This window comes from Microbacterium aerolatum (assembly GCF_007988825.1).
GTDB classification, from domain to species: domain Bacteria; phylum Actinomycetota; class Actinomycetes; order Actinomycetales; family Microbacteriaceae; genus Microbacterium; species Microbacterium aerolatum.
In genome coordinates, this window is sequence record NZ_BJUW01000001.1 from 370,293 (window position 1) to 385,739 (window position 15,447).

Here is a 15,447-nt window from a genome sequence, read left to right on the forward strand (position 1 = left end):
CATCAACGGCCGCTGCTACGTTCGAGCCATGCGGCCCATCTTCACAAGACTGCTCGAGGACAAGCAGTCGAACGTCTCACGGCACATGAGGGCGATGTACCCCGCGACGCTGGAGCTTCGAAGGCTCGTGCGCGCCGCGGCCGGAGACATCATCGTCCACCCCGGGGACGCGAACGCCGGCACCGTCGGGACAGCGTTCGACATCCTCAGCGGATTCCTCCTCATCGACGACTACGTGCCGCTGAACCCGCCCACATCCCACGTGTGGCGTCCCGTGTACGGCCTGATTGCGCAGCGGCTCACCGAGTACGCGCACGAGGACAAAGCCGGTCGTGCCACCGACGATGACTTCTACCGGTACATCTGGGTGCTGGCGGAACTGGCCAGCATCGTCCGCGGCGGGCACGCCAACCCCGACAGTGCACTCGAGAAAGCCGTGCGCGACGCGGCCGGCATCGACGCGCTCCTCGGCATCACCCCCGATGATGGCATCCGCCAGCTCCGGGAACTCGAAGCAGTCGCCGCCGAGCACCTCTACCCGCACCTGGAACCGGCGCGGAAAGCGCCTGTCGCCTTCCCTGCGGTCAGAGACCTGGTGCAAGCAGAAGCGGACATCATCGCCGGCGACATGCTCCTGGACTTCAAGTCCGGCACCAGCGCTCCGCACCAGACCACCGGTGCTCGGGCGTTCTTCCCCACGAGCGCTGACATCTACCAGATCCTCGGGTACGCGCTCATGGACGACCCCGACGATGGCTACGGTATCAACGCCGTCGGGTTTTACGCCGCACGGTTCGGGCACTCTAGCGTTTGGGAGCTCCCTCAGCTGCTCGGCATCACAGCTGGTGGCCACGCAGTGAACGTTGACGCCGCCAGGGCCTGGTTTCGCTCTGCCCTCGAAGCGGATTACAACGCGGTGCTGTCGAACATCATGAACTGAACCCTTTCGACGTCGACGAGAAGGTTCAGCGACGCGCTCGCATCAGAGTCACGCGAAATACGGTCAGACTGGTGGCCGTCCAAGGGGCAGTCAGTAGCTTCGGCAGATCCGTGCAGAGCGCCACAGGGGGCGCTCCTCACGTCCGCGGGTGTCGACGATCCCGGAGTAGGTGGTCGCCCACGCTTCGAAGGTCATGAAGCCGCCCGAGCGTCCGGGCGGCTTCACGTCTGTCGGTCAAATGCCATACTCAAACGTCACGCCGCGGCGCAGCTTCTTCCCGAACTCTTCGCGCGTGAAGTGCCACGCCGGTTCGATGGGGACGGGGGAGCCGAGGGAGAACCCGATGCGCGGGCGCTCCGACCCGGAGGTCTTGTACGTCTCGTCGGTCTTGTAGGCGTCGACGACTGTCCACGCCATGAGGGGCTGACCCTCGTACACTGCGACGAGGTGGGTCATCTCGTGACCGCGACTCTCCGTGATGGCCCAAGCCCGCTGCGCGACCCTTACGAGCTCGTCGGCGGACATGCCGGGCTGGTAGGACTGGGCGACGGAAACGAAAAGCACGTTGCTCATGATGATTCCATTCCGCTCGCGAGAAGCAAGCGCGTCGTGGGCTCTCGCCTGGTGCAAGAGCCCGTTGGATTGACTGTACACGCATTCGGCGCGATGCGTGCAACCCCTGCGATTATCTAGAGTGGCATCCGATAAGGAGATTGCGCGTCACGACTGTTCCGACCTCGCGGGTATCAGCAGGCCGACTCCAACGAGGATGAGAACTGCGATACCGACCCAGGGTGATGTGAAGCTTCGTAGGTCTCAGTTGCGCCCTAGGCTGCATCGGCACTCGCGTGGGCGGCCGCTAGTCTCAGAGCGTGAGCACGGACAACAGAAGATTCATCTTTCGACCGCTCGCGGTCTTCGGCACCGTCGTGTCGGCGGCGTTGACGATCCTGCTTGGGTTCCTCCAGGTCGGCAGCTGGGTCAATGAGAACGCAGTCTGGGTCCTCTGGGTTTCCATCGCCGCGCTCATCATCTGCATCCTGTTGTTGACCGCGCATCTCGCCGCAGTAAAAGAGCAGGCAGGTGCTGCGGCGCGCGCAGCGGCCTCTGAAAGCGCGAAGGCCGTGACGGCGACGAATGAGGCGGCCGCCGCGAGAGAGGCGGCAAGTATCGCGGAGCGTACTGCAGTCGACGAGCGAGAGACAGCGTTGCGCGCCGTCGAGGAGACCAGCGCCCTCAGAGAAAAACTGAAAGCCACCGAGGCGTTGGCTCAAACGTCAACGGCTCTTGGCAAGCTGGACGGAAAGCTCGCTGATCAGCTGTTCGAGTACGCCTCCAACGAGGAGACTCTCACGATGCTCGGCATGTTTTTCCCCTATGAGATTCCTCGCGGGGCGGTTGGTCGTATCGAGGAGCTTTCCAAGCTGCCGATGACTCGCGTTGCTCACAACGACGAACTGTCCGCGCATTTTCGGGCGCTGACTGAGGGAGCACAGGCGTGGTTGGATAAATTTCTGCCGTTGGTGTCGACGCGGGGCGATCACTTCACTACCCGGCTCGATCATGACGTGTCGCAGGAAGCGTACAAGCAGCACTCTGCGAAGACTGACGAGCTCGGAGACGCCGGATTCAGGCTGCACGAAAGGATGCTTGCCTACCAGCGCTACTACGCGTCAGTCTGATGACCGCCGTCACTACCGGGCGATTGAAGCGAGTCCGGCCGCTGCGACGCCGAGAAGTTGTCTTGAAGGCGGGCAGGTTCAAGAACTGCATACGCACGCGTCGTGCTCGGCAACCGTCTCAGATGCGACACGGCCCGCAGTACTACTAGCCACAGTTCATGCTTCGTGAACCAGACCACCTCATGGAACTCTTCGAGGTCCGGGCACGATGCGGCGGCCTGAGAACGTGAGCGGTGTCGTCGAGCGGTACGTAACTACCTCGTCATTAGTGAGGAAGACGGGAGAGGCGCATGCGGTCGGCCGACGGCGTGCGATCCGACCGAGTACGTTGATGTTCATGATCCCCGTCGAGAACCTTCTCGCGTTCGCGCTCGCATCCGTGGTCATCATCGTGATTCCCGGGCCGAGCGTGCTGTTCGTCATCGGGCGGTCCATCGCGTACGGTCGGCGAGCGGGAGTTCTTAGCGTCGTGGGGAACAGGCTCGGGACGATCCCCGCTGTTGTCGCTGTGGCTTTCGGAGTCGGCGCGATTGTCGCCGCCTCCGCGGTCGCGTTCACCGTGATCAAGGTCGTAGGCGCGCTCTACCTGGTCTGGCTCGGGATCCAGGCAATCCGGCACCGGAACGCGCACGTCGTGGATACGGGTCGCCCATCGCTGTCGTCGTGGAGGCTGCTGCGCCAAGGCTTCGTCGTGGGGCTCGCAAACCCGAAGACCATCGCGTTCTTCGTGGCAGTGCTCCCGCAGTTTGTCGCGCCTACCGCCGGTCCCGTGTGGGCACAGCTGCTCACCCTCGGCCTTGCGTTCCAGGCAATCGCTCTAATCTTCGACAGCACCTGGGCCCTAGCCGCCGGCACTGCGCGCGCGTGGTTCGCCAGATCTCCGCGCCGCATCTCAACGCTCTCCGGCGCCGGGGGCGCGATGATGATCGGGCTGGGTGGGACGCTCGCGTTCGCAGGGTCCAAGAACTGAATTCGCCTCGAATCGCCGGATGCCGCAGCTGGCGGGTCTCTCTGCCCTGGAGGAGCCGCCGCTACTCGTAGCTCTTATGGACGTGCCAGCCGTGCTCTCCCTTGTACACGTCGAAGACGAGGGAGGTGCCCTGGTCGTTCGTGCCTTGGAATCGCCATCCGTAGAGGCCGTGGTGCGCCTCGAGCGGCGCACTCCAGATTGAGTGGCGCAGGCGGGTCGGGGTGTCGGTCATTCTCCACCGCTGGCCACCGTAGACCATGCGGACGGGGATGTCGTTGCTGAGCCATAGGGTCACAGGGTGTTCGACGGTGGTGAGCATGACATCGATGATAGAACATAGCTTCGAAGGTTGCTAGAGTGAAAGTCGGTCGGAGAGAGGAACGCCGACGTGGGGACAAGTAAGCGACTCGCTCCGTACTACGACATGCAGGCGCAGCACCGGGCGATACTTGCAGCGGCGAAAGCAGGCTCGCTGCAGTCGCTCACCGACCGCGAGCTTGCTCTGCGTGAGCACCCGCTCACCATCTACCCGCAGCCGCTGAAACCGGTCCTCGCCTGGGTGAGGTTCGGATCCGAAGCCGTGCGCGTCGACGCCAAGCTCGCCAGGTCAACGCCGCTGGCTGCAGGGATCGAGTTCCGGGCCGGCGACCAGATCTTCCGATGCTGGGTGTGGGGTAGCGCTGTGCAGGCGCGCGCCCAGTAGCCCCAGTACGACGCCGTACCTCAGGGTGAATGGGGCGAATCAGCCAAGGAAACCAAGGACCTGCCAAGGTCACCTTGGCTGGAGCTTTCCTTACTCTCGACTGGGATCGGAGACCGCTGCCAAGGTTGCCAAATAGTAGATAGTGTTCATGAGAGAGAAAAGTAAGTAAGTAGCAAATAGGGGAACTTCTCTCCTGAAATCCCCTACATAGGGCACCCCACACTTGGCAACCTTGGCAGGTGCCACGTCTTACCGCTGCAAACTGGGATTTTTCCGGAGTTTGACCTTGGCAACCACCTTGGCAGGTCTTGGCCGTCAGACGATGTACTCCCGGACTGAAGTGGTCTCGCCTCGTATACGATCCACAGGCAGACCTGCTCCGAGGTGATGGCGCGGCATCGAGTATCTCGCGTGCAGCAGGCATGGAGCACTTCAATGCGGTCGGCATAGAGGAACCACGCCGCGGCCTCGCTCACAGCCGGGCTGTCGATCCTCGGGGTGGCCATGGAAAGCCTCAGCTTCCCGAGCGCGTGCAGGCAACTGCAGCTCCCTAGTAGGCCACTCAACGTCATCGACATCCCAGAGGACGACTTGGAACCGTTGGCGGTTCGGGTAGTCGCGCCCGGGTTTTGCTGAGATGCTCCTAGTCGAATGGTTCAGATGTCAGCGGTCTAGGCCAGACTCGGAAGGGGCAGAACGCCCGTGCATCCCACCAAAATGGTCGTAGCCACTTTCTGAGAAACGAGCCCCATGTCAGATCACAACCCCAATCCCGCTCAGCCGTCGGATCCGTCGCGGGGTGCCGATGCCGTTCCGCCCGCGCATTCAGAAACGGAGCCGGCGTCGTTCGCCACTCAGAAGTTCTCTGAGACGTCGCGGAAGCGCAGCTGGAAGCTCCCGGCCATCGTCGCCGTCGGCGCGGTCGTCGTCGTTGCCGCCGCTGGAGGCGTCGTCTATGCCGTCACGCAGCCTACACAGATCGAGCGCACTTACGAGGTGTGCGGGGGAACCAAGGCGCTGGTGAAGTATTTCGAGGAGAATGACTGGGATTCCGGAGACCTGATGGAGACTGCAGCGCCCTTGTACGAGGGCGTGCTCACCGTGGAGGACGACGGAGCGGCCCTCATCATCCAGACTAAGAGCGAAGATATCGACCCGCTGGGTGTTACTGCCCTGGCGATGGACTGCGTGTTCGAAGAGCTGCCCGTCCCAGGATACGTGCAGTCCAACATCAGAGCCGTCACCGCATCTTCCGGGCGCTTGACGGAGAAGTGGGACGGCTACGACGCCACGTTCGGTTACCACCCCGACAACGGCGCGAACATCGTCATCGTCAAGCGCTGAGTCCACAGGCTCAATCCCACCCAGCCTTGAAGACTGACGATCAGCGCCGTGAGCAGGATGTTTGGTGCACCGGGGGCGAGTCGCGACGGTCGACATCCGCCAGGGCGCACCGCCCGTCACGCCACCAAGAAGGACGCCCTCGCGCACGATCCTGAAGCTGCCCGTCCCGTAGTCGTTCGATGTTGCTGGGTTCGTCGACGCCGCCGCTGCCGGGGGAGTCGTGTGTTCAGCCACTGCGCCCACGTCCACGAGTCCTCGATCCCTGTGTGAAGAACACGGAGGACCTCACGGAGCCCGCCCACCACGGTTCCGTTCCAGAGCTCGAACTGCGGATAGAGCAGCATGCCGTCATCGGTGCGCATACCAGCAACACGCCTGAGATCGTTGCCAGGCGGGTTCATGCTCGTCGCCTCGAGCTGATCTAGGCACAACGCGCGCCCTACCCAAGAGCCCAGTGTCGGTGAGAAAACACCTCAGCCTGTGCCTAGACACCTTGAGCAGGGACGCCCAGTCGTTCCAACCATCGAGCGGTCAAGCCGCGGTCGTCGGTGCTGTGCTTTCTTGCAGCCACACGACGCACGTGATCACCGAGCTCCCGACACGGTCGCCGACGGCCAGGAAAACGGGAGCGGGCAGGATGTCGCCGTCGTGGACTGGCAGGAGCACGCTGTCCTCGACGATCCATGCCGCGTCCGGCCCCGCAACAACGTACGTGCCCCTATCGTCGACGCGGTCGACGAGGATGCCGGCGAGGATGCGAACGATAGGCGTGGTGAGCGTCCACTGGGCGCGCGTGTGGACGTAGAGGTGGTCGCCGAGCGTTACCTGCTCGACGCCCCGTCGGGAGTCTGGGTGCTGTATCGCTTCCCCGACGCTGTCGGCCGTGGTGGCCACGCTGGTGGGCACGGCGACGACGAGTCCACTGTGCCAACTCCCCGCTCCGGCCGGTACGGCATGCGAGCGTGAGGTGATCTTCGACCAATACCCGGCTGCGGAGATGGCGTGCACGGACCCGGACGCGGTAACGAACAGCGTGACAGCCTCCAGCTCGGCCGGGATCTGTCGGTGGGCGTCGGCGCGGCCGCGCCGACCCGGGGTGAGTACGAACCCGCGTGGGACCTCGAACGCGAGTACAGACTCATCATCGGCGTATCGACCAAGTACGGCCCGTATGTCTGGCATGCCGGCGCTCGCGCCGCCCGGTTGCAGCCGGTTGAACGAGGTCATCTCCTCGCGGGCGAAGACGAACCCGCCCGCCACGACCAAACCCGCGTGGATCGGGTCGTCCTCGAAGATCCGAAGCGGGACGCACCACAAGATCCGCTCACCGTCAGCGGAATCCTCCGACCTGAGGATGCCGCCCCAGAACGCGATCTCATCAAGCACTTCCTCGTTGTCAATAGGTCGAACCGGGTCCCCCTGCAACGTGTCGAGTGCGAGCATCGCCGGTTGCCACCCCGGTTGCCCCACCGGAGTGATGGTGAAAGGCGCGTGGATCACCAGGCCCGCCGCGACATCCACGACGAACAAGCCGCCCGCGGTACGAATCCCGTATAGCGCCGTCACCGCCGTTCCCGCCCGCCGGACGTGAACCGGACGATGCGACGACCACTACGCATCGGGTCGACCTTCCCGCTCGAGTACTCCGAGAAGAAGCTCCACCGCCAGGTGCAGCTCGTCATACCCATGCATGTAGAACCGAGCATCCATGTCCGGCCAGGGGACATCATCGAGCCGTGACAGTTCCACAGTGAACCATTAGGAGCTCCACGACCACGCGTCGTGTTTGGCTTCCAGGAGCACGTAGTCGAGCTGCCCCTCCCGCAGCCGTTCGATATAGCTCGGTTCGTCGACACCGTCGCTGCCGGGGAGCCGCGTGTTCAACCACTGCGCCCACGTCCATCGCGATTCGGTCCCCGTGCGAAGAACACGGAGGACCTCAGGGAGACCATCCACCACGGCTCCGTTCCAGAACTGGAACTGCGGGTAGAGCAGCACACCGTCCTCGGTGCGCAGCTCCAGCAGGTGAAGTGATGCGGCAGCGTCAGCCACCTGCGGTCCCGTCCAGCCGAGGGCGCGGGCAATCGACTGCGTCGTGTAGCACGGGCCGATGATGTCCGCCCATGGGTTTGGTTCGTCGCCGTCCGGTCGGGGCTCGTCGGGGTTCGGCGGGAGAGGGCTATCGCTCATCGTTGGCTCCTGTATACCAAGGGGACACGCGGCCTCGGTTACATCATCATTACCCTGCTCAGCGCTCGGAAGCCATGGCTCTCGCCTGCTCTTCGCGCAGTGGTCGCCACTCTCGGGCGTCCACCATCGCGAACGAAGCGGTCCAGCAGCGTGCTGAACAGTCGCCCCGGCGCATCGGCGAGTGCGGCTCAGCCGAAGCCAGAGGTGGACAGGTTGGCGGTTTTGTTCGTCGATGCGCTGGTGCTGAACTTCTCCAACGACCCGTTGGAGAATTGGGAAGGCACAGGGCGGTTGATGAGCGTCTCGAGGAAGCCCGCGTAGGCTCGCGTAGACGCGAGGGGGCTGCATGGAGGCATCGATTATTGTCCGGCGCATTCGCGCCGTGGGCGGTCTATCCCGAGCTGATCTCGCGCGGCTTGCTGGAGTGTCCGCGTCCACGGTCGGCCGCATCGAAAGCGGGACACTTGACCCGACCTGGGGCACGTTGCAGAAGTTGCTGAACGGCGTGGGGATGGTGCTGTCGGGCCAGACGGTGGTTTCTGCGGGTGACGTCAGCGCCATCGCTTCTGCGCGCGCGATCCTTGAGGGGCGTCCTAAAGATGCGGATCCTCGATGGCTTGATGCGTGGCGTCGAGTGGGCTGGGTGAAGCCGCCGTCGCCGCCTGACGTCCTCGCATTGGCTGTGGCAGCCGGGAACGCGGCGAAGTTCGTCCGCCGCGCCGGCCGGCCGATCTACGTGGAGGCTCCCGGCCAGCGCGAATGGCAGGATCTTCCGCGCCTCATGACCGCAGCCGGCATCGACTATGCAATCTCCGGACTGGTTGCGACCCGGCCAGACCGAGTCACTTCCCTGGCAGCAGTTCCCATCATCTATGTTCACGACCCGCGCAAAATGATCACGCGTCTCGGGCTGACTGAGACGGAACCGCTGCACGGCACAAAGCTCGTCGCCCCAACCTCGAACGAGATGTCCGGCATTGAGGAAGACGGCGGGCTGCGGTTCGTCACTCGCGCGCAGGCGATGCTGGATGCCTTCGCCTCCGGCGGACGGGAACAGGACAAGGCCGAAGCTGCCGCTCGGGACTGGCCCGACATCGCCACCGCGTGAACCGTCGCACCCGTCCTCGCCAGCCATCGACCTCGCCAGAGGCGGCCACAAGGCGTAGCTCCCGAGAACGGACATACGAGTTCGCCAACGACCCGTGGCGAATTGGTCGGAGCGCCACCTCGGGTGTCCACCGCGATTATCAGCCTCGGGGGATGAACGTCTCGAAGCGTGCGTAGTAGACGTCCTGGAAGTAGCGGAATGTGTCGCGTAGGAGCTCGGGCTCATCGGCGTACTCGGCGAGACCTCGGAAGTAGTCCGCCTTCTCGTCGTCCAACACGACGAACGGCATCACATTGTTTGTGAGGCACAGTTCGAACATCACCAGCCGGCCGACGCGGCCGTTCGCGTTCTGAAACGGGCACCGGTTGGGCCACGCGGTGGGTCGCCGAGAGTGATCTCCGCGAGAAGTACATCCTCTCCGCGGACTGAACGAACTGCCCCTTGTCGGCCGATAGTCCTCACTGACCACTGACACGACGGGATCCATCATGCTGTCCAAGACTGCAACTCTCGCTGCGGACGTGTTCGTCGCCGTGCTCGCGTTCACCGGCTGCGCCGCAGAGCCCGCACCACCGACATCAGGCCGAATGGCCACCACCGGCCAGAGCCTCGTCCCCGTGTTCGCCGCCGGGGACTCTGTGACCCCTGAATGGGCGGAGCGGATCAACGCCGACAAGAGCGAACTGCTCACCGCGTATCCCGTCGGCGACGAGCACATCGTCGTGGACTGGGCGGTTCCGGTCCCTGAGGCCGTGCGCTTGCAGGTCGAGAAGAACATCAGGGCCGCCTCTCCCGACTTCGGGCGCATCGAGCCCAGCAACGGCGCCGCCGACGCCAGCCGTGCCTTGGCCATGGAGGCGCTGGAGACCGAAGCCGAACGCCTCGGAGGTTTCGACCTCGTCGCCTACTCCTGCCTGCTGTCAGCAACACATGACGGGCCGTACGGTGACCCCTACTTCGAACGGATCTGGGTGTCCGTTGGGGGCGGCCCGCAAGGTCCCCAGCCCAGCTACGCCGAGGGGCTCGCGAAGGTACAGGACTGGGCCAACGGCTACAAGGGACGCACGTACGTCGTCGTCAACCACCTCGGCTGCGCACAGTAAGCGCGGACCAAGGACTACCGCGCACGCACCCGCGGGGCTACCGCCCTGCGAAGCGGCGGAACTCGGCGATGACGTCTTCTCCAGCGAGCACGCCTGCCCGCGCGGTTTGGCGGATGCCGGCGGCGCCGGCACCGTGCGCGGGCTGAATGGCCTCGTCCGCCCGCCGCATCATCCCGACGTCGAGGTGGCGGTCACCTGAGGTGATGGTGCGTGGCGCGCCGAGACGTGTGATGGTCTCAGCGGCCGCGGCTTCATTGGTGATCTGGGCGGCGACGTTGCGCCCCTTCGGCTTGCCCTTCGGCAGACGCCGTCCCGGTCTGCCCGGCCATATCTGAATTCCGTCCGATGCACTCAGGCGGCGTCGACGCTTGGGCAGTGTTCCAGAGCGTCCCACGCCCCGTCGCTGTACTCCACGCGACGACGGCCGACCGTCCGCGAGCTTCGGCAGCGACCGCGCTCACGCCGACACGCGCGAATTGTGCAATGGGTCGTTGCACAATCACATTCACTCCACAGGTGCCCCGGGCGTGCGTCGTCGAGGAGAGCCCGCGGCACCTCGCGCTGCCTATGCCAGGCTTCGAAGACCATCACGCCCATCCTCGAATCGTCGCGGTCGCGTGAATGTGCATGGCTCATCTTCTCGTGGGGGTCCGACATGCAGATCCGGCTGGCGCCGTCTCGACGCAAATTGTCCAACAGGTCGTTGGACAATTGCAGCACCTCGGCAGACAGACCGGTGCCAAGCCCGCTCGACGCGGAGATCAGACGGGGCAAGCGCGCCTTCGCGCGCGGCGAGACCTACGGCTTCGTGGAAGCATCGTCTTCCAGCCGGCGGACGGACTCGATGACTCGAAGCAGCTCCTCGGCGGGCGGGTCTGCTCGGTCGCCCCATTCCTTGCGCAGAAAAGCGATCTCAGCAAGGCTGAGGTTGCCCTCGTGCTCGGCAAGTTCACTGGTGAGGGTGCTCCCTAGAACGCTGTCCGGAGCCAACACCTCGTTGAGTGCACGCCTGTACTTCCGCCACCGCCGATAGGCGGCCTCGGTGCCCCACCGTTCGCGTCTGAAACGGTCGCGGCGGCGCCGGAACTGCAGCTGGCGCTGCCGGCGAAGCTCCCGCTGACCGGCCTCGGTCGATGTGAGGGCGAGCCATTCGTCGAGAATCTGGACGTCAGCCGCACGAATTCCGAAGGTGGGGTTAGGCACGATGAACGACCTCGTCAGTGCCCGGTCCACGGGACGGCGGAGCCGATCAAGCCGCGCCTCTGGATACAGAACCGGCACGTCGTCCACCCACAACAGCGGCCTTCCGGCCCAGTTGCTGCCCAGCTGGCGTGACTTCCACGAAGCTGAGGACCAATCCGACCAGCCATCGTCCACAACACCCACCGGCAGCGACGGCACCCCCAGCGCCGGCGCGAAGTAGGTATTCGCGTGCCCCAGCCACGTCGTCGCCCACACCACCTCGACACCGCGATTAATCAAGTTGCGTATCCAGTCCGCCCCGATCCCCGAGAAACTATGAGTCTCCGTCCACTCATCAGGATCGTCCGGGCGCAACATGGCGTGGAAGAGCGTGGGGTATGCCGCTCTACTCATCGTGATCTCGGCCGTGATGATGCCGTCACGAAACTCCAGGCCGGGCTTCGCGTTCGGCACACGCAGCACACCATCGACATCGACCGCGACCACTGGCCTGTACGGGTCTGAAGTCACTGTGCCCTCGCAGCCTGCCGGGCACGCGAGCGCTCCCGAAACGTTGGTCCCACTCGCAGGCTACGGGCGACCCCCGGATCCCAGCTGATCCATCCTCGTCGCTTCCATTGGATAGCGACATGGAGGCGAAACGAATTCCGAATCGCCGAGCGTTGCGAATTCGTCAGATCCTCAGGCCACTCCGGATGCAAAGGCGTGTCCTTGAAGATTTCCGCGAACAGTTCGGAAAAGGTCGGTCCGCGCCCCGTGCGGCGGCGAACGCGCGCAATATAGATTCCTGCTCCTAGACCCTGGTGGTCCGCAAGCTCATCAGTGGTGAGCGCGTCGAACGCGTCACACCATGCCGCCGGCGGAGGCGCCTCGGTGGCACGCCACCAGATCGGTCGCGAATCAGTCACTGCTACTCAACAATCGGGGTCGACCTGGACGGGGCGAACGCATCGTGGCGACCCAGAGCCGATGCGCAGCGGCACACGTGCAGGTCGAGACGCGCTGGTGCGCTCCGTCGAGGAAGTGAATGTTTCGTATGGCTGTGGAAATTATGTCACATAGACAAAACCATGACCCATTGCTTTCTCGCAAGGCTTGATGTGTGGGACGACGGACAACGAGCGAGAGCAGCGCGTGGCAGGATTTCGCCTTCACGCTTGGGCTCCAGATTCGTCGTTTGCGCGAAGCGAAGGGGCTGTCTCAGGAGACAGTCGCCTACCGAGCGGGGCTTTCCAGGCTTACTTACCTGCGCTATGAGCGCGGCGAGGCCCAGTCAGGGGCGCCGGCCAACCCCACTCTGCTGACTCTTCTCGCGTTGTCCCAGGTTTTCGAAGTCTCACTTCAGGAACTGTTGCCGACTAACGCCCCAGACGTAACGACTCGGTGACGGTGAGTTGCACCGCAGGCTCGTCGCGTTCCGAACGTCGGGCCAACAATCTAACGTGAACCTCAGCGGGGCACTGCGGCGGACGAGCGAGAAGAGACATGGGCGAACGGACTTTTCGAGGGCACTGGTGGCTGCCTGGGAAACCGGCCGACGCCGCACCTGGTCAGCTCGTCGTTGACGATGCTGGTCGATGTGCCCTTGAGCTCATAGGAAGTCTTGACCTGGGTTCAGCGGCCGCCCTGGAGCATCCGGACGATCCGAAGGCAAGAGCCATCGAGCAAGAACGCGTTCAGGTGATACATGGTCTCGTGCGTGATCAGCCGGTCACGCTGCTCAACTGTTTCCCCACCGCCATGGATGGGTTCTCGCATCGGGACCGCTCACGCCTCGACATCACGGTTCAGGACGCGCTCATCGGCGCTCATGTCGAGCACGACGAGCCTGCATTCCGCTCGGCCATCGTCGAGATCGAAAACCTCACCGGTTGGCTAGGCATCGAGGACCAGGTTCAGCGAAACGGTGATGCTGACTGTGAGGCCGCATCGGTTGGTCGTATCGAAGATCTGACCGCAGAGTTCGACGGATGGACGATCACTGCCCGACGGACACCGCAGCCCTTTCGGTCCGATGTGCTCCATGCGAGAGTAAGCGTCAGCAGCTTTGTCGCTGCTTATGTTGTCGTGCACGCTCCCGAGCCTCGACCTGCACGTGATTACCACCGCGTCATCCTCGAGTTCATGGATCTGCTCACCCTCGCCGCAGGACGGCCGTGTGGGCAGATCTCGCTCACGCTCATCCACCGAGACAATCAGGTGATGGCAGACCGAGACGGTTCGGCGGTTGAGTACGAGACTCGCGTCGAATCGTTCGGCGGACGGATCCACACCGCAGAGCCAGACAGGAAGGCGCCCCACGATTGGGAGTTCCGTTTCCGTTGCGCCGATCTTCCGTTCGCGGATCTCGTTCCCGCCTGGATACGACTCAGACGGCGCACAGCCGATGCGTCGAACGTCTTCTTTGGCCTGCAGTATGCGAGGCCCACCTACACCGAGGCTCGTCTGTTGCTTATTGCCATCGTGGCGGAGGCGCTGAGCGCCGGAATGGCTGGCACGCATCCTCTCAAGGACAAGGTGTCGTACCGCACAAGACTTCGTCAATTGGCTGGGATACCGGATGAAGTGGCGGTGGAGCGCATCGTCCCCGATGTCGAAGCATGGGCACAGGATCTCCATCGGGCGCGCAACACCCTCGCTCACACCGGTAACGATGATGCCGAACGAGACCTTTTCGAGCTCGAATGGGTTACGTCCTCGTTGCTTTCGCTCGTGTTCATGGCCGAGACGGGATTGCCAAGAGATGTTCAGAGGCGCGCCGCGTCTACAGTATTGAAACTGCCCTGGTCTTGACGAGCGGCTCGGTGCCAGGGCAGCTGATGAGATTGAATCGACCTATGGGGATCGTGGACACGAGCAAGCTGCCGACTGGCAATCGAGCACGGGCGGCGTTCCTCGCAGCATTGGAAGCGAGCGACGACCGAGTTGAACGACACTACCTCGAACTGAAGAGCGGCTTCGATCTGAACGACAAGGCCGACAGGCGAAAGGTCGTGAAGTTCGTTCTCGGAGCATCTCACCGCGACCCCGCCAAAGCAGGACGGCACTTCGACGGGCATGCGGTCATGGTGCTGGGGCTGACTCTCGATGGCATCGCCGGCGTACCGAAGTTCGAGCTCATGGACCTTGAACGCGACATTGAGGCGTTCGCAGGATCCGATCCGCCCGGCTGGGATATCGACCTGGTGCCAGCCGGCGGTGGCCGAGACTACGTCCTCCTCATCGTGGATCCGCCAGACCTTCGAGTCCGGCCAGTGCTTCAGTCCAGTGATTCATTGGTGAGTGGTGACGTATACATCCGAGTGGAGGGCGCCACTCGGAAGGCGACCGGGCCGGAACTGGTCGCGATGATTTCCAGGGCCGGGGCGCGGCTGCAGAGCAGGACTCTGGACGTGATCATTGAGCCGGTCGGTTTTCTTCAAGCGCTGGTCATCGATGCGGCAGAACTCCGTGGTCTGGTGAGTTGGCATACGGAGCGCCTGGAAGCACAGGTCGAGACTACGGTTTCTCGTTCCCCCTTCTCTGCGTTGCAAGGTTCATTCAGCCCGGATCGCCGCAGCCGCCAGCAGTTCCTCGACGAGGTCGAGGAATGGCGAGGTGAGGCGTTCGCGGCGCCCGCATCCGGACTTCACGAACTTGCTTCTCAGATGACCCGTCCCTTCGCGTTGCAGATCGTCAACAACACGACCACATCGCTGAGAGATGTCCGAGTTGATATGACCTTTGACGCATCAGTCACTGCGCTGTATTGGGAGAAGCAAGGCAACACCGTCGACGTCTTTTCGACTCGACCGACTGACTGGGGAAAGGACTCCTATTTGTATGGGGCCGCGCTAAGCGGCATACAGCCGGTCGTGTCCCCGGACGCGTACAACGGTTCCATACGCGTTGCAGTGGAGGAGCCTGCGGAACTTGTCATCGAGCTGCGGCGCCTGCATGCGGAGCAAAGGGTAACGACTCCCGATGAAGATGTCATTCTCGTGTTTTTCGCGGATGGGCCCGATGAGGTTCCTCAGCAAGTGACCGCAAGCTGGCGTCTCACTGCGGGTGAGGTGCACGAGGTTCTTCGAGGTGAGTTCCAACTCGAATTGGCGCGAGCGGACTGGCGTGAGCCGCTGCGCTCAATCATCTCCGGCGTGCGCGCGCAGGCTCCGGAAGATGCGGACGACTAGAACTGGTCGATGGAGGGACGAGCGACAGGGCC

The 15,447-nt window shown here is 63.6% G+C and carries 17 protein-coding genes; 10 read left to right on the forward strand and 7 right to left on the reverse strand.

The window, feature by feature from the left end; all coding sequences use genetic code 11:
- The first annotated feature begins 28 nt into the window (after window positions 1-28).
- Window positions 29-940 carry a hypothetical protein gene (locus tag MAE01_RS01735; protein WP_147037823.1) on the forward strand — a complete coding sequence of 304 codons (912 nt, stop codon included), beginning with the start codon at window positions 29-31 and terminating at the stop codon, window positions 938-940.
- Between the two features lie 234 nt (window positions 941-1,174).
- Here MAE01_RS01735 and MAE01_RS01740 read toward each other — a convergent pair whose 3' ends face one another.
- Window positions 1,175-1,513: a hypothetical protein gene (locus MAE01_RS01740; RefSeq protein WP_147037824.1), complete on the reverse strand. Its 339-nt coding sequence runs from the start codon at window positions 1,511-1,513 to the stop codon at window positions 1,175-1,177.
- Between the two features lie 299 nt (window positions 1,514-1,812).
- On the opposite strand from MAE01_RS01740, the gene MAE01_RS01745 reads away from it, so the two are divergent.
- Window positions 1,813-2,622 carry a hypothetical protein gene (locus tag MAE01_RS01745; RefSeq protein ID WP_147037825.1) on the forward strand — a complete coding sequence of 270 codons (810 nt, stop codon included), beginning with the start codon at window positions 1,813-1,815 and terminating at the stop codon, window positions 2,620-2,622.
- 337 nt (window positions 2,623-2,959) lie between these two features.
- On the forward strand, window positions 2,960-3,592 hold the full coding sequence (locus MAE01_RS01750) for a LysE family translocator (protein ID WP_147037826.1): 633 nt from the start codon (window positions 2,960-2,962) through the stop codon (window positions 3,590-3,592).
- A gap of 61 nt (window positions 3,593-3,653) precedes the next feature.
- On the opposite strand, the gene MAE01_RS01755 is transcribed toward MAE01_RS01750, so the two are convergent.
- The gene (locus MAE01_RS01755) at window positions 3,654-3,911 is read right to left on the reverse strand and encodes a hypothetical protein (protein ID WP_147037827.1); all 258 of its coding nucleotides are present in this window, start codon (window positions 3,909-3,911) and stop codon (window positions 3,654-3,656) included.
- Window positions 3,912-3,980: 69 nt separating this feature from the next.
- Between MAE01_RS01755 and MAE01_RS01760 the strand changes: the two genes are divergently transcribed.
- The gene (locus MAE01_RS01760) at window positions 3,981-4,295 is read left to right on the forward strand and encodes a hypothetical protein (protein WP_229718201.1); all 315 of its coding nucleotides are present in this window, start codon (window positions 3,981-3,983) and stop codon (window positions 4,293-4,295) included.
- Window positions 4,296-5,045: 750 nt separating this feature from the next.
- A complete protein-coding gene (locus MAE01_RS01765) occupies window positions 5,046-5,639 on the forward strand; it encodes a hypothetical protein (RefSeq protein WP_147037828.1) in 594 nt (197 codons plus the stop codon).
- 531 nt (window positions 5,640-6,170) lie between these two features.
- On the opposite strand, the gene MAE01_RS01770 is transcribed toward MAE01_RS01765, so the two are convergent.
- The gene (locus MAE01_RS01770) at window positions 6,171-7,082 is read right to left on the reverse strand and encodes a hypothetical protein (RefSeq protein WP_147037829.1); all 912 of its coding nucleotides are present in this window, start codon (window positions 7,080-7,082) and stop codon (window positions 6,171-6,173) included.
- 315 nt (window positions 7,083-7,397) lie between these two features.
- Window positions 7,398-7,829 carry a hypothetical protein gene (locus MAE01_RS01775; protein ID WP_147037830.1) on the reverse strand — a complete coding sequence of 144 codons (432 nt, stop codon included), beginning with the start codon at window positions 7,827-7,829 and terminating at the stop codon, window positions 7,398-7,400.
- 346 nt (window positions 7,830-8,175) lie between these two features.
- On the opposite strand from MAE01_RS01775, the gene MAE01_RS01780 reads away from it, so the two are divergent.
- Complete coding sequence (locus MAE01_RS01780; RefSeq protein ID WP_147037831.1) at window positions 8,176-8,937, forward strand: helix-turn-helix domain-containing protein; 762 nt, start codon at window positions 8,176-8,178, stop codon at window positions 8,935-8,937.
- Between the two features lie 139 nt (window positions 8,938-9,076).
- On the opposite strand, the gene MAE01_RS15865 is transcribed toward MAE01_RS01780, so the two are convergent.
- Complete coding sequence (locus MAE01_RS15865; RefSeq protein WP_186806088.1) at window positions 9,077-9,226, reverse strand: hypothetical protein; 150 nt, start codon at window positions 9,224-9,226, stop codon at window positions 9,077-9,079.
- Between the two features lie 199 nt (window positions 9,227-9,425).
- Between MAE01_RS15865 and MAE01_RS01785 the strand changes: the two genes are divergently transcribed.
- The gene (locus MAE01_RS01785; protein ID WP_147037832.1) at window positions 9,426-10,040 is read left to right on the forward strand and encodes a hypothetical protein; all 615 of its coding nucleotides are present in this window, start codon (window positions 9,426-9,428) and stop codon (window positions 10,038-10,040) included.
- A 37-nt stretch (window positions 10,041-10,077) separates the two neighbouring features.
- Here the strand turns inward: MAE01_RS01785 and MAE01_RS01790 are convergent, their stop codons facing one another.
- Both MAE01_RS01790 and MAE01_RS01795 read right to left on the reverse strand, forming a co-directional pair.
- Window positions 10,078-10,434: a hypothetical protein gene (locus MAE01_RS01790; protein ID WP_147037833.1), complete on the reverse strand. Its 357-nt coding sequence runs from the start codon at window positions 10,432-10,434 to the stop codon at window positions 10,078-10,080.
- 404 nt (window positions 10,435-10,838) lie between these two features.
- Window positions 10,839-11,729 (reverse strand): hypothetical protein, encoded by an 891-nt coding sequence (locus tag MAE01_RS01795; RefSeq protein ID WP_186806089.1) that lies wholly within the window; start codon window positions 11,727-11,729, stop codon window positions 10,839-10,841.
- Window positions 11,730-12,345: 616 nt separating this feature from the next.
- Between MAE01_RS01795 and MAE01_RS01805 the strand changes: the two genes are divergently transcribed.
- The 3 genes from MAE01_RS01805 (at window position 12,346) to MAE01_RS01815 (ending at window position 15,415) form a co-directional block, all read left to right on the forward strand.
- Entirely contained in the window at window positions 12,346-12,630 is a 285-nt protein-coding gene (locus MAE01_RS01805; protein WP_147037836.1) for a helix-turn-helix transcriptional regulator, read from the forward strand.
- Window positions 12,631-12,728: 98 nt separating this feature from the next.
- Window positions 12,729-14,036, forward strand: coding sequence for an ApeA N-terminal domain 1-containing protein (locus MAE01_RS01810; protein ID WP_147037837.1), 1,308 nt, complete (start codon window positions 12,729-12,731; stop codon window positions 14,034-14,036).
- 44 nt (window positions 14,037-14,080) lie between these two features.
- Window positions 14,081-15,415: a hypothetical protein gene (locus MAE01_RS01815; RefSeq protein ID WP_147037838.1), complete on the forward strand. Its 1,335-nt coding sequence runs from the start codon at window positions 14,081-14,083 to the stop codon at window positions 15,413-15,415.
- Window positions 15,416-15,447: the final 32 nt, after the last annotated feature.

Coding starts and splice junctions, on each gene's coding strand:
- MAE01_RS01735 (WP_147037823.1), top strand. CDS start 29: ATGCGGCCCATCTTCACAAGACTGCTCGAGGACAAGCAGTCGAACGTC.
- MAE01_RS01740 (WP_147037824.1), bottom strand. CDS start 1,513: ATGAGCAACGTGCTTTTCGTTTCCGTCGCCCAGTCCTACCAGCCCGGC.
- MAE01_RS01750 (WP_147037826.1), top strand. CDS start 2,960: ATGATCCCCGTCGAGAACCTTCTCGCGTTCGCGCTCGCATCCGTGGTC.
- MAE01_RS01755 (WP_147037827.1), bottom strand. CDS start 3,911: ATGCTCACCACCGTCGAACACCCTGTGACCCTATGGCTCAGCAACGAC.
- MAE01_RS01765 (WP_147037828.1), top strand. CDS start 5,046: ATGTCAGATCACAACCCCAATCCCGCTCAGCCGTCGGATCCGTCGCGG.
- MAE01_RS01770 (WP_147037829.1), bottom strand. CDS start 7,082: ATGCTCGCACTCGACACGTTGCAGGGGGACCCGGTTCGACCTATTGAC.
- MAE01_RS01775 (WP_147037830.1), bottom strand. CDS start 7,829: ATGAGCGATAGCCCTCTCCCGCCGAACCCCGACGAGCCCCGACCGGAC.
- MAE01_RS01780 (WP_147037831.1), top strand. CDS start 8,176: ATGGAGGCATCGATTATTGTCCGGCGCATTCGCGCCGTGGGCGGTCTA.
- MAE01_RS15865 (WP_186806088.1), bottom strand. CDS start 9,226: ATGCCGTTCGTCGTGTTGGACGACGAGAAGGCGGACTACTTCCGAGGT.
- MAE01_RS01785 (WP_147037832.1), top strand. CDS start 9,426: ATGCTGTCCAAGACTGCAACTCTCGCTGCGGACGTGTTCGTCGCCGTG.
- MAE01_RS01810 (WP_147037837.1), top strand. CDS start 12,729: ATGGGCGAACGGACTTTTCGAGGGCACTGGTGGCTGCCTGGGAAACCG.
- MAE01_RS01815 (WP_147037838.1), top strand. CDS start 14,081: ATGGGGATCGTGGACACGAGCAAGCTGCCGACTGGCAATCGAGCACGG.